At 72.8% G+C, this 11,665-nt stretch carries 12 protein-coding genes, 1 tRNA gene and 1 pseudogene; 7 read left to right on the top strand and 7 right to left on the bottom strand.

The genetic code is table 11. The annotated features are described in order from the left end of the window. Positions 1-517: 517 nt before the first annotated feature. The 4 genes from LRS10_RS07660 to LRS10_RS07645 form a co-directional block, all read right to left on the bottom strand. Positions 518-593 (bottom strand) — tRNA-Thr (locus tag LRS10_RS07660). A gap of 53 nt (positions 594-646) precedes the next feature. Next, positions 647-2,158, bottom strand: a complete 1,512-nt coding sequence (locus LRS10_RS07655; protein ID WP_257836726.1) for a heme biosynthesis protein HemY — start codon at positions 2,156-2,158, stop codon at positions 647-649. After that, complete coding sequence (locus LRS10_RS07650) at positions 2,155-3,021, bottom strand: COG4223 family protein (RefSeq protein ID WP_257836725.1); 867 nt, start codon at positions 3,019-3,021, stop codon at positions 2,155-2,157. Before LRS10_RS07650 ends, LRS10_RS07655 begins: the two co-directional genes overlap by 4 nt. Beyond that, the gene (locus tag LRS10_RS07645) at positions 3,018-3,722 is read right to left on the bottom strand and encodes a uroporphyrinogen-III synthase (RefSeq protein WP_257836724.1); all 705 of its coding nucleotides are present in this window, start codon (positions 3,720-3,722) and stop codon (positions 3,018-3,020) included. Before LRS10_RS07645 ends, LRS10_RS07650 begins: the two co-directional genes overlap by 4 nt. A gap of 189 nt (positions 3,723-3,911) precedes the next feature. Here LRS10_RS07645 and LRS10_RS07640 point away from each other — a divergent pair, with 189 nt between their 5' ends. Then, positions 3,912-5,150, top strand: coding sequence for an alpha/beta fold hydrolase (locus tag LRS10_RS07640; RefSeq protein WP_257836723.1), 1,239 nt, complete (start codon positions 3,912-3,914; stop codon positions 5,148-5,150). After that, on the top strand, positions 5,150-5,293 hold the full coding sequence (locus LRS10_RS07635) for a hypothetical protein (RefSeq protein ID WP_257836722.1): 144 nt from the start codon (positions 5,150-5,152) through the stop codon (positions 5,291-5,293). Before LRS10_RS07640 ends, LRS10_RS07635 begins: the two co-directional genes overlap by 1 nt. A 5-nt stretch (positions 5,294-5,298) precedes the next feature. Here LRS10_RS07635 and hemC read toward each other — a convergent pair whose 3' ends face one another. After that, positions 5,299-6,276: a hydroxymethylbilane synthase gene (gene hemC, locus LRS10_RS07630; RefSeq protein WP_257836721.1), complete on the bottom strand. Its 978-nt coding sequence runs from the start codon at positions 6,274-6,276 to the stop codon at positions 5,299-5,301. Between the two features lie 74 nt (positions 6,277-6,350). On the opposite strand from hemC, the gene tsaD reads away from it, so the two are divergent. From tsaD to LRS10_RS07605, 5 genes and pseudogenes are all read left to right on the top strand, one after another. After that, positions 6,351-7,451 carry a tRNA (adenosine(37)-N6)-threonylcarbamoyltransferase complex transferase subunit TsaD gene (gene tsaD / locus LRS10_RS07625; RefSeq protein WP_257836720.1) on the top strand — a complete coding sequence of 367 codons (1,101 nt, stop codon included), beginning with the start codon at positions 6,351-6,353 and terminating at the stop codon, positions 7,449-7,451. Next, positions 7,448-8,441, top strand: a pseudogene (locus LRS10_RS07620) (NAD(P)H-dependent glycerol-3-phosphate dehydrogenase). The gene tsaD and the pseudogene LRS10_RS07620 overlap by 4 nt, the downstream one beginning before the upstream one ends. A gap of 2 nt (positions 8,442-8,443) precedes the next feature. Further along, positions 8,444-8,731, top strand: a complete 288-nt coding sequence (locus tag LRS10_RS07615; protein WP_308237933.1) for a YciI family protein — start codon at positions 8,444-8,446, stop codon at positions 8,729-8,731. Continuing rightward, positions 8,715-9,083: a Rieske (2Fe-2S) protein gene (locus tag LRS10_RS07610; protein ID WP_257836719.1), complete on the top strand. Its 369-nt coding sequence runs from the start codon at positions 8,715-8,717 to the stop codon at positions 9,081-9,083. Before LRS10_RS07615 ends, LRS10_RS07610 begins: the two co-directional genes overlap by 17 nt. Positions 9,084-9,228: 145 nt before the next feature. Further along, positions 9,229-10,308 (top strand): cell wall hydrolase, encoded by a 1,080-nt coding sequence (locus LRS10_RS07605; protein WP_257836718.1) that lies wholly within the window; start codon positions 9,229-9,231, stop codon positions 10,306-10,308. Positions 10,309-10,315: 7 nt separating this feature from the next. On the opposite strand, the gene LRS10_RS07600 is transcribed toward LRS10_RS07605, so the two are convergent. After that, complete coding sequence (locus LRS10_RS07600; RefSeq protein WP_257836717.1) at positions 10,316-11,065, bottom strand: creatininase family protein; 750 nt, start codon at positions 11,063-11,065, stop codon at positions 10,316-10,318. A 9-nt stretch (positions 11,066-11,074) separates the two neighbouring features. Then, positions 11,075-11,557 carry a hypothetical protein gene (locus LRS10_RS07595; protein ID WP_257836716.1) on the bottom strand — a complete coding sequence of 161 codons (483 nt, stop codon included), beginning with the start codon at positions 11,555-11,557 and terminating at the stop codon, positions 11,075-11,077. Positions 11,558-11,665 lie beyond the last annotated feature (108 nt).

Genomic DNA, 11,665 nt, shown 5'->3' with positions numbered 1-11,665 from the left:
AGACCGCAGTCACAGTCAGCGTCGAGACAGTCTGGTTAACTGTCGCCAAGACGCCGCCGCCTGCGTTTCTCTTTCCAATTCAACGATGTCAAAGACCCGGACCCAGCGAGCTGGACCCAGCGCGTCGAGCGCCTTGTGGTGAGAGGCGCTTGGCCGGCCGAAGCCTGTTGAGCCAGAGGCGTCCTCGGCGGCTGAGCCGCCCGCCGACGGGAAGTCCGGAAGACCCCCTTCGGCCGAAGCGCCCATATGGGTTCGTTTGGACCGAACCGCAAGTGGGGCTTCCCCGCCGCGCTGCGAACCCCGAGAGGTCCGCGTCGGCGGAGGCGGGCTTTTAGGCTCGCCCTCGTTGGCGGTCAACAGCCTTTTTCAGCGCCCCGGTGCGGCAGCCCGCCGCACCCCGAAATCGGCTCGCCAGGCCACGGGGCCGCGCCCCGTCGGCGCGCACGGCGACCGCACGGACGACAGCCGCCCCCGCGGGCGGGCGCCGGGTTCGTCCGGGAGACTGCTTGAGGAGAAGTGGTGCCGCCTAGGTGACTCGAACACCTGACCTACGCATTACGAATGCGCCGCTCTACCGGCTGAGCTAAGGCGGCCCACAAGGGCCCCCGCAGACGGCGCACCGAGGCGCGCCGCCGCGAAGAGGCGCCTATTTAGCGGAGCGCGGCCCGTTCGCCAAGCGTCGGCGCGCGGCGCGGCGTCGCGGACCCTCCGGCGGGGGTTCGGGCCGCGGCGGCGGCCCGGCGTCGTCCTCGTCGACCTCGAGCGGATAGAGCACCGGCTCGGTCAGCATGGGCTCGGAATCATAGGCCAGCGGCAACTCGGGTAGCTCCCCGAGGCTCCGCTCCGCCCGCTCGTGGCGCGGATGGATGAGCTCGCCGGTCTCCGCATAGGTGATGACCAGCCGCGCCCAGTCCGACGCGTGGTAGGCGAACGCCCGGCCCTCGGGGTCGAGATCGGACCAGTCGGGCTCGTGCGGCGCGCTGATTCCGCGCGCCAACCAGACGCGGGCTTCGTCGGAACGGCCGGCGGCGAAGGCGGCTCGGGCCATCAGGCCGCAGATGCGCGCCGTGGGCGGCTCGGCCTCCAGCGCCAGGGCGGCTTCCCGGGCGGCCGCCGGATCGCCGCCGATCAGCGCCCGTTCCACATGCAGGATCAGGCTCTCGCGGTGCGTGGGATTGACGGCGGCGAGGTCCCCCAGCCGCTGGGCCCTTTCCCTAGGCGTTTCGTCGGTGCGCAGGTCGCGATAGGCGAGCCACAGAGCCGGGTGCGGCGCGGCGCGCCAGGCGTTCTCCAGCGTCGACGCCGCCCGTCCCACCTTCCCTGCCTGCGCCAGCAGGCGCGCGGCCATCACCACGCCGGGCGCGAAACCGGACTGCAGCTTGGCCGCCTCAACGGCGTGATCAAGAGCGAGGTCGCGGGCCTTGGCGTCGGGCGCGTGCTCAAGCTGGGCGGCCGAGGCGGCGAGCAGCGCGGCCCGGGCCCGGTCGGCGACCACCGGCGGCACGATCTTGCGATCCAGGGCGCCCTTCACCAGCGACAGGGCGCCGGCCCAGTCGCCGCGCTCGAGTTCCGCCTCGAGCAGCGCCCGCCACGCCCAGCGGGCGCTGCGCACCTCGCCGTAGGCCTCCTGCGCGTGGCGCAGCGCGGTCTCCCGCTGCCCGTGGGCCAAGGCTAGCTGCATGAGGCCCTTGTGGCCGGCCAGGCGCATCTCGCGGAAGCCGAGCATAGCGGTGTAGGCCGCCCGCGCCTCCTCCACATCGCCCGCGGCTTCCGCCGCCTGGGCCGCCAGAACCCGGACCAGCCCCGGCGTGTCCGAAGCCAGCTCGGCGGCCTTGCGGGCCAGCCGCCGCGCCTCGGAGCCGTCGCCCCCGGCCGCCGCCAGGAAGCCGCGCGCCAGCACGTCGCCCGCCTGGCGCCGCCGCGCTTCGGCTCGGGCCAGCTCGGCGCGCCGGGGCGCGTCCAGGATCCACAGCGTGGTGCGCCAGACCACCGCCGCCAGGAGACTCGCCAGCAGGGCGATCAACAGGCCGGCGGCGGCGGTCGTGTCAGCCCGCCAGCCCAGCCATTCGACGCTCGCGGTCCCCGCATCGCGGGTCAGGCCCAGGACGGCGACGGCGACGGCCGCCACCAGGAAGAAGACGATCGCGGCCCGGATCATGCCGCGCCGCCCTGAGCCGGCGCCGCCAATCCCGCGGCGCGCAGGTCCCGCATCGCCCGCACCCGCAGGCGTTCGGCGGCCCGATCGATCTCGGCGCGGCGTTCGGCCTTGGCCCGCCAGGGCGCCAGGCTGTCGCGGGCTGCGGCCGGCAATCCCTCCAGCGCCCTCAGGGCGCCGGCCACGTCACCTTCCCCAAGCGCCCGCTCGGCGCGGGCGAGGTGGGCGTCGGGCGAGGAACCGCTGACGTCGCTGGTGCGCCGGACGCTGACCACGCGCGATAGCCCATACACCAGGCGGTCGGCGAGCCTGGCCTCGGGCCCCGGAATCCGCGCCGCGCTCGCCGCCTGCGCGGCGTACGCCGGGAAGTCCGCCGCCAGGGCGGCGCGGCTGGGCACCCCTTCCGCGGCGATGCGGGCCAGAGCCGGCAATTCCGGAAGGTCGGGGGCGACCGCCTGCAGCGCGGCGACTTCGCGGCTGAACGGCGCCGAGCCCTGAGTCGCCTCAAGCAGGGCCGCTGCGGCCACCAGTGAGGCGGCCGCCTCGCTCGTGCGGGCGTCCTTGGTCTCGAGCGCCGCGATCCGGGCGTTCAGCCGACGGATCTCGGCCACATCCGCGCTCGCCGTCGGCGGCGCCGCCGCCGCGGGCATCGGCGCCGGCTCGACAGCGGCGGCAGGCCTCCGAGGGGCTTCGACGGGCGACGGCAGGAACCGCGGCAGGAAGGCCGCCACGCCGGCCCCGGCCAGGACGCAGAGAAGGCAGAGCGCCATCAGCGACCACAGACCGAGCCCCAGGGGCGCGCGGCGGTATTCGGCGGGGTCCTTAGGCAGGCCGGGCGAAGCGTCGGGCTTGGCGCGCGCGGTCATGGTCGGCGATCGATCAGGTTGAGCAGGGCGGCTTCGAGCGGAAACGGGGGATAGGTCTTGGCGGCGAGCGCCGTCCGCTGCAGCGGCTTGACCACCGCTTTCGAGAGGCCGAGCGCCCGAAGCTTAGGCGCGGGATGGGCCTTCAGCACCTTCGCCAGCACCTGGGCCGCGCGCGGCGAGTGCAGCAGGGCGGCGTCGCAGCTCAGCAGGGCCTCCACCTGCTCGGCGGCCAGCGACACCGGCGCGGTCTCGTACAGAACCAGGCGCCGCGCCTCGACCCCATGCTTTTCGAGCGCCCCGGCCAGGTCACCCGCCGGCTCGGCGGCCCCGGGGTGCAGCACGGCGCCCTTGATCTCACCGCGGCGGATGCCGATGCCCTCGGCCAGCGCCTCAACGTCGCCGTCGGCGGACAGGACCGAACGGAAGCCCGCGACCCGCGCCGCCTGCGCCGTCGCCGCGCCCACCGCGAAGACCCGCAGGGACCGCTCGCCGCAGGCGTCGGCGAAGGCGCGCACGCCATTGGCCGAGGTGAAGGCCAGGGCGGCCACACCGGTGAGGTCGACCTCTACGTTCGGCAAGATGCGCACCGCCAGCAGCGGCGCCACCACGGCGTCATGGCCCAGCGCCCGCACCCGTTCGGCGGTCGCGTCCGCGCCGGGCTGGGCCCGGGTGATCCAAATCTTCTGACGTCGGGCGGCCATGATCCCTTGTCGCGTCGAACCCGTTTAGCTTTTGCGAACGACGTTGCGGCCGCTCGCGCGCCGGTTCAATCCCGCTGCGCGCACCCGTCACAGATGCGCACGCGAGCGTGACCAGAAAGCGACGCTTGGCCGTAGGAACCCGCCGCCCACCTGCGCCTTACCCGAGCCGGGTGTTGCGCAAGGTGGACGATGCTTCTTCAAGTCTTCCAGCGTCTTATGGCGCTGATCTCGTTGGCGCTGCTGGCGGCCGGCGGCTATCTGATTTGGTCCTGGTGGGACCTGCGCCGTACGCTCGAGGCGCAGGGCGTCGCCTATGAAGACGAGGTCGGATGGCGGCTCTGGACGGGCGTCGCCCTGCTGGCCGTCTCGTTCCTCGGGCGGGCGCCGGTGCTGTGGCTGCTGGCGCGGAAGGGCGACGACGGCGACCGGCTCCGGCGGCCGGAAGGGCGGACGGTGGAGACGCCCACAGGCGCGCGCCTCCACGTCGAGGAGACAGGCCCAGCCGACGCGCCGGCGCTGGTGTTCGTCCACGGCTGGGGCCTCGACGCCGGCACTTGGCGCGAGGCGAGGCTGATGCTCGCCCAGCGCTATCGCGTCATCGCGTTCGACCTCGCCGGACTGGGCAAGTCCAAGGGCCCGCGCGGAGGCGTCTACACGCTCGAGGGCTTCGCCGACGACCTCCGCTCTGTGGTGCAGGACGCCGCGCCGCGGCAGGCGATCCTGGTCGGGCATTCGATCGGCGGCATGACGCTGCAGACCTTCGCCCGTCGCCATCCCGCCGCGCTCGGAACCGAGGTCGCGGGCCTGGTGCTCGAGAACACCACCCACACCGACCCCACACGCACGACCGTTCTCGGCAAGGCGCTCTACGCCATGAAGCCGGTGCTGGCGCCGCTGATGAAGCTCGACATCGCCCTGGCTCCGCTCGTCTGGGCGATGAACTGGCAGAGCTACCTGTCGGGCGGCACACACGTGGCCATGCGGTTCGGCGGCTTCGGGACCCGGCCGACGCGCGCGCAGCTGGAACAGGTCGCGCTGGCCGCCACCCGCAACCACCCGGCGGTCCAGGCCAAGGGCAACCTCGCCATGATGCGTTGGGACGCGACCCCGGACCTGCCGCGACTTTCCGTGCCCACGCTGGTGTTCATCGGCGGCCGCGACCTGGTGACCGCGCCCTCGGCCGGCGAGCGGATCGCGCGCGACGCGCCGGGCGCCCGGCCGTTCCGCGTGGAGGGCGCCGGCCACCTCGGGCCGATGGAGCTGGCGCAGGTCTATAACGAGGTGATCGCCCGCTTCGCGGACGAAGTCTTCACCCGCGGCGCCACCTGGGCGGACCGCGGCGCCGAGACGCGCCGGACAGAGCCGCGGTGGTCGGACGACGGCGCAAGCGGCGACGAGACGCCCTCCCGACCCGAGGCCCGGCACTGATGCGGCTCGGGGGGACGCTGCTGATCCTCGCCGCCGGGCTCGGGCTCAGCGCGGTGGTCTGGATGGCGACCGGCGGACGGGTGGTGCTGTTCCTGCTGCCGCTGGTGTTCGGGCTGCCGCTCCTGCTGCGGCGGCGGACCTGAGGCGCCTAGAGGACGATAGCGTCGCCGGCCTCGGCCTTGATCGCCTCGCCCAGCGAGACGCCCAGGGCGCGGGCCGAGGCCTCGGGGTCCATCAGCTGCGCCAGCTCGGCCTCGCCGCTGTGTCGAAAGCGGCGCGCGCCGTCGGGCGTCAGGGCCTCGACGATCAGCTTGCAGGTCCCGCCCTCCAGCCAGGCGTGCGCCCCGATGGGCGTCTTGCAGGAGGCCTCCAGCGCCGTCAGCGCACCCCGCTCGGCGGCGACGGTCAGCGTGGTCGGCTCGCAGCGCAGCGCCTGCACCCACGGCAGGTCGCGGTCGGCGGCCCGCGTCTCGATGGCCAGCGCGCCCTGGCCCGGCGCGGGCGGCGCTTCCTTGGGATCGATCAGGCTGGTGGGCAGATGTCCCAGCCCCAGCCGGCGCAGGCCGGCGTAGGCCAGCAGGATGGCGTCGGCCTCGCCGGCCGCCAGCTTGGCCAGGCGGGTGTCGACATTGCCGCGCAGCAGCTGGACCTTCAGGTCCGGCCGGCGGTGAAGGCACTGGGCCTGGCGACGCAGGCTGGCGGTGCCGAGGATCGCGCCCTCCGACAGCTCTTCCAGCCGCTCCGGGCCGCGGCTGAGGAAGGCGTCGCGCGGATCCTCGCGCTCGGGGATGGCGGCGATGCAGAGCCCCTCGGGCAGATCGGCCGGCACATCCTTCATCGAGTGGACGGCGCAGTCGATGCGGCCCTCCAGCAGCGCCTCCTCAATCTCCTTGGTGAAGAGGCCCTTTCCGCCGATCTCCAGCAGGCGGCGATCCTGGATGCGATCGCCCGTCGTGGTGATGACGATCAGCGGCGCGACCCGGTCGACCTCGGCCTGGTTGTCGGGATCCACACCCAGCGCGGCGGCGATGCGGCGCTGGACCGTGCCGCTCTGGGCGAGGCTGAGCTTGGAGCCGCGGGCCCCGATGCGGACCTGTCCAGGGCGGGCGGTAGGTTGCGTGGGCACGGTGGGCGGTCTACCTCGGTGGCCTTCATCAAGACGCGTCTCGCTACAGGAGCGGGCCGCCCCCCGGCAACCGGATGACCGACACCTCGACCACGCCTCACATCGTCCTGGGCCTGGAGACGAGCTGCGACGAGACCGCGGCCGCCGTCGTGCGCCTTGAAGATGGCCGCGCCACGGTGCTGTCCTCGGTCGTCGGCAGCCAGATCGCCGCGCACGCGCCGTTCGGCGGTGTGGTGCCCGAGATCGCCGCCCGCGCCCACGTTGAGAGCATCGACGCCATCGCCGAGCGCGCGCTCGCGGACGCCGAGCTGACCTACGGCGACCTCACGGGCGTCGCCGCCACCGCCGGCCCCGGGCTCGTGGGCGGGGTGATGGTCGGGCTGTCGTTCGGCAAGGCCGTGTCGCTGGCCCGCGGCCTGCCGCTGGTGGCGGTGAACCACCTCGAAGGCCACGCGGTGTCGGCCCGGCTGGGCGCGGAGATCGCCTATCCGTTCCTTCTGCTGCTGGTCTCCGGCGGCCACTGCCAGCTGCTGGAGGTGGCCGGGGTCGGCGCCTGCCGCCGCCTGGGCTCGACCATCGACGACGCCGCGGGCGAGGCGTTCGACAAGATCGCCAAGACGCTGGGCCTCTCCTACCCGGGCGGTCCGGCGCTGGAGAAGCTGGCCGAGGGCGGCGATCCCGCCCGCTACGCGCTTCCGCGCATGCTGCTGGGCCGGAAGGACTGCGACTTCTCGTTCTCGGGCCTGAAGACCGCCGCCGCCCGCATCGCCGAGGGCCTGACCACCGACGATGAGCGCCGCGACCTCGCCGCCACCGTCCAGGCCGCCATCGCCAGTCAGCTCGCCGAGCGCACCGACCGGGCGATGAAAGCCTATGCGCTGGAGCACGAGGGCCACGATCTTCGGTTCGTGGTCGCCGGCGGCGTGGCCGCCAATGGCGCGGTGCGCGCTCGGCTGACCGAGACCGCGGCCGCCCGCGGCTTCAGCTTCCACGCTCCGCCGCTCGCCTACTGCACTGACAACGCCGCCATGATCGCGCTGGCCGGCGCCGAGCGGCTTGTGCTCGGCCTCTCCGACCCGCTGGACGCCGTGGCGCGTCCCCGCTGGCCGCTGGACGAGGGCGCCGCGGCCGCCAGCCCCACCCATCTCGCAGGCCGAAAGGGCGCCAAGGCATGAACCGGATCGGGGTGATCGGCGGCGGGGCGTGGGGCACGGCGCTTGCCCAGGTCTGCGCGCGAGCGGGCCGCGAGGTCGTGTTGTGGGCCCGCGAGCCTGAGGTGGTCGAGGCGGTGAACGCCCGCCACGAGAATGCGACGTTCCTGGCCGGCGTGCCGCTGGAGCCCGCGATCCGCGCCACGAGCGACTACGCCGACCTAGCCGCGGTGGACGCCGTCCTGGCCGTGCCGCCGGCCCAGCACATGCGTTCGACGCTCACCGCCTTCGCGCCCCACGCCCGCGACGGCCTGCCGATCATGCTCTGCTCCAAGGGCGTCGAGCAGGGCTCGCTGAAGCTGATGACGGACGTGCTGGCCGAGACCATACCGCACGCGCGCCCGGCGGTGCTGTCGGGCCCGAGCTTCGCCGGCGAGGTCGCCCGCGGCCTGCCCACCGCGGTGACCCTGGCCTGCCCGGATCCGGGTTGCGCCGAGACCCTGGCCGAGGCCATCGCCACCCCGACCTTCCGGCCCTACTTCGCCACCGACATGATCGGCGCCGAGGCCGGCGGGGCGGTGAAGAACGTCCTGGCGATCGCTTGCGGCATCGTCGAGGGCCGCGGCCTCGGCCGCTCGGCCCATGCGGCGCTGATCACCCGCGGCTTCGCCGAGCTTACCCGCCTGGCCGTGGCTCTGGGCGGTGAGGCCGAGACCGTCGCGGGTCTCTGCGGGCTCGGCGACCTGGTGCTCACCTGTTCCAGCCCCCAGTCCCGCAACATGAGCGTCGGCCTCGCGCTCGGCGGCGGCCAGACGCTGGAACAGGCCCTGGCGGGCAAGCTCACCGTAGCCGAGGGCGTGGCGTCCGCCCCCCGCAGTCCGCCAGCTCGCCCGCAAGCTCGGCGTCGAGACCCCCATCTGCGAGGCCACCGCCGCCATCCTGGCCGGCGAGGCCGACGTCGACACCGCCATCCGGGGCCTGCTGTCGCGCCCCCTCAAGGACGAACAGGACTGACCATGGCGCTCTTCGTGCTGATGTGCCTCGACAAGCCCGACGCGCTGGAGCTGCGCATGGCGACCCGCGAGCGGCATCTGGCCTACGTCCGCGACAACGCCTCGAAGGTGAAGGTCGCTGGCCCGATGTTCGACGACGCCGAGCAGATGGCGGGATCATTCTTCATTCTCGACGTGGCCGACAAGGCCGCCGCCGAAGCCTTCAGCGCCGCCGATCCCTACACCCAGGCGGGCGTCTTCGGCACGATCACGCTCCGTCCGTTCAAGGCGACCTTTGGCCAGCCGCTCTGAGCCCGACAATCCGGCGCGGCCGCCTCGGGGCGTCCGCCTCTGCGCCCTGGCCGACTTGGCCGATCCGGGCAGCAAGGGCTTCCGCTTCCGCGAGGATACGCGCCTGTTCGCCGGCTTCCTCCTGCGCCAGGGCGAAGCCGTCCGCGGCTTCGTGGACTCCTGCCCCCACGCCGGCTGGCCGCTGTCGAGCCTGCCCGACCGTTACCTGACCCGCGACGACCGCCACATCCTCTGCGCCGGCCATGGCGCACTCTTCAGCCTGGAAGGCCAGTGCGTGGCCGGGCCATGCGTCGGAGACCGCCTGACGGACTGGCCGGTCGAGGTCCGGCAAGGCGAGGTCTTCACCGCCTGACCGGCGCAGCCAAGCCTTTGGTCCAGCTGGCGGAATCGCCTACGGCCAAGCTCCAGTGGTTAACTATCTGTAAAAATTAAGACTCGCGTCACCACGTTCTTCGACGTACACGGTCACGCTTCCGCAAGGCCGAGGGTTCGGGGGCGTGCTTCTCCATCTGCGCAGGATCTGGCTTCGAGATCACGCCGCTCATCTGGCCGGCGTTCAACTGGCCGTGGTCGCGCTGATGACCGCCGGTCTGGCCATCGCCGCCGCGCCACCGAACGCGCCGCAGAAGCGATCTTCCGACATGGTGACCGCCATTGCGCCCACCGCCCAGCTGACGCCCGCCTCGGCGGCTGCCGAGCCGGAAGGCGGTTCCATCCGATTGCAGGACCTGACGCCGGACCAGGCGCGCCTCTGGAACGCCGCCAACCCGATCTCGACCTTGCCGAACCCCGCCGCCAGGCCGTTCCGGCTGAAGGCCGACAGCGTCATCGACGAGACCCGCGCGCTCGATTGCATGACTGCGGCGATCTACTACGAGGCGGCCTGGGAGAGCCTGGACGGACAGCGCGCCGTGGCCCAGGTGGTGCTCAACCGCATGCGCCACCCGGCCTATCCGAACACGGTCTGCGGCGTCGTCTTCCAGGGCTCGGAACGACGGACGGGCTGCCAGTTCACCTTCACCTGCGACGGGGCGCTGGGGCGGGCGCCTCAGGAGGCAGCCTGGAGCCGCGCCCGCCAGGTCGCGAAGGCGGCGCTGAACGGCTACGTCATGAAGAAGGTGGGCAACGCCACCCACTATCACGCCAACTATGTCGCCCCGTACTGGAGTCCCAACCTCCTGAAGGTGGCGCAGGTCGGCGCGCACATCTTCTATCGCTGGACCGGCGGCTGGGGCCTGCCGCCGGCGTTCGGCGGCCGCTACGAGGGCGGCGAAGCGACCCTGCAGATGGCCAAACTGGACGGCCTGCCCAGCGACGCTGCGCAGATGAAGCTGGGCGCCCTGACGGTCGAGAGCAGCCAGCCTGCTCAGACTCCGGCTATTGAGGCCGCTGCGCCCGAGATCGTCGCGCCGCCGGCCGAGGACCTGGTCGTCGCGGCCGAGGTCGTGGGCGCCGAGGCCTCGGCCCTCGTGAAGCCGGAGGAACTGGATTGGGCGGGACGGCCCAAGGCCAAGGCCCCGCCCCGCATCGCCGCCCCGCCCAGCTTCAACCAGAGCGGCGGGGGCCTGTCGTACTAGGCCGACGTCAGGCGGGCGGACGCTCGGCGTCGAACGCCGCCACGTCCTCCAGCAGCGCCGCCGCGGCGGCCTTCACCAGCTCGCCGCCCTTCTCCGGCGTGGCCTGTGCGGGGTCCGAGCCCATGCGGCCGTCGGCGTAGCGGGCGCGGAAATCATGGGCCTCGCGGATCGGGCCCGTCGGCGCGATCTGCGGGGCGTAGTTCGCCGTCTTGATGCTCTCCGGATACGCCCACTGGGTCACGGCGATCTCGGAGGGCGTCGCGTGGCTGCCGTGGCCGGTGGGGAACTGCCGGTTGGCCAGCGCGGTGACGCCCGCCAGGTCCCACCAGTTCTTCAGCTTGCAGGCGAAGCCGCGATTGCGGCCGGCGTAGCTGGCCTCGGCGTAGAGTTCCGAGAACGCCGCCTCGATGGTGGCGACGTTGCCGCCATGGCCGTTCAGGAAATAGAGCCTCTCGAAGCCCGCGTGCGCCAGGCTGCGGCACCAGTCGCCGATGGCCAGCATGAAGGTGGACGGGCGCAGCGCGATGGTGCCTGGAAAGTCCAGGTGATGCTGCGCCATTCCGATGTTGAAGGTGGGCGCCACCAGGATGTCGCCACTCTTCTGGGCCTCGTGGGCGATGATCTCCGGGCATAGCCAATCGGTGCCTAGTAGGCCGGTGGGCCCGTGCTGCTCGTTCGAACCGATCGGCACGACCACCGTCTTCGACCGCTTCAGGAAGCCTTCGATCTCGGCCCAGGTTGAGAGGTGCAGCAGCATGGAGGGCTCCTAATCGCCGGCTTGGTGATCCGCCCGGGCGACCTCGACGGTCACGCCCATGGCCTGCATCCCCACGAGACGCCAGCGCTTTTCGCTCTTGCCGAAGGTCAGCAGGCAACGGCGGGCGTCGGCGTCCGACGGCAGGCACACCTTGCCGTCCTCCACCTTCATCCGGTCCTTGAGCGGCTCGCCCCCGTCGGCGCGCACCACCCGGACGGCCTCGGGGCTGATCATCCGGTCGAGGGCGAACTCGGAGGGGCCACCCTCCACCTCGAGGCCGCGTTCGCGCGCCCAGTCGACCATCTGGCGGCGCACGTCCTCACGCACCGCCGACCTGTCGATCTCGGCCTCGAAGGCCACGCGGTCGCCAGTCTCCACGGCCTTCAGCAGCCGCTCGGCCGTGGCCGCGGCGTCGGTTCGGGCGCGGCCGTCGCAGCCCGCCAAACCCAACGCCAGCGCCGACAGCGCCACGACCGTACCGATCCGAAGCATCGGCGGAAAATGCCGAGGGCCTTGAGTCCCCGCAAGCGCGCCGTCGCCCATGTCCCTGCGGCGAGTTGCGCGCCCGCGCCTCTGCGCCTACTCCCTTAGCCGAGTGCA

The organism is Phenylobacterium sp. J426 (genome assembly GCF_024699945.1).
Classification (GTDB): Bacteria; Pseudomonadota; Alphaproteobacteria; order Caulobacterales; family Caulobacteraceae; genus Phenylobacterium.
The sequence above is the reverse complement of the archived record's forward strand: the minus strand, read 5'-3'. Positions and strand labels throughout refer to the sequence as shown.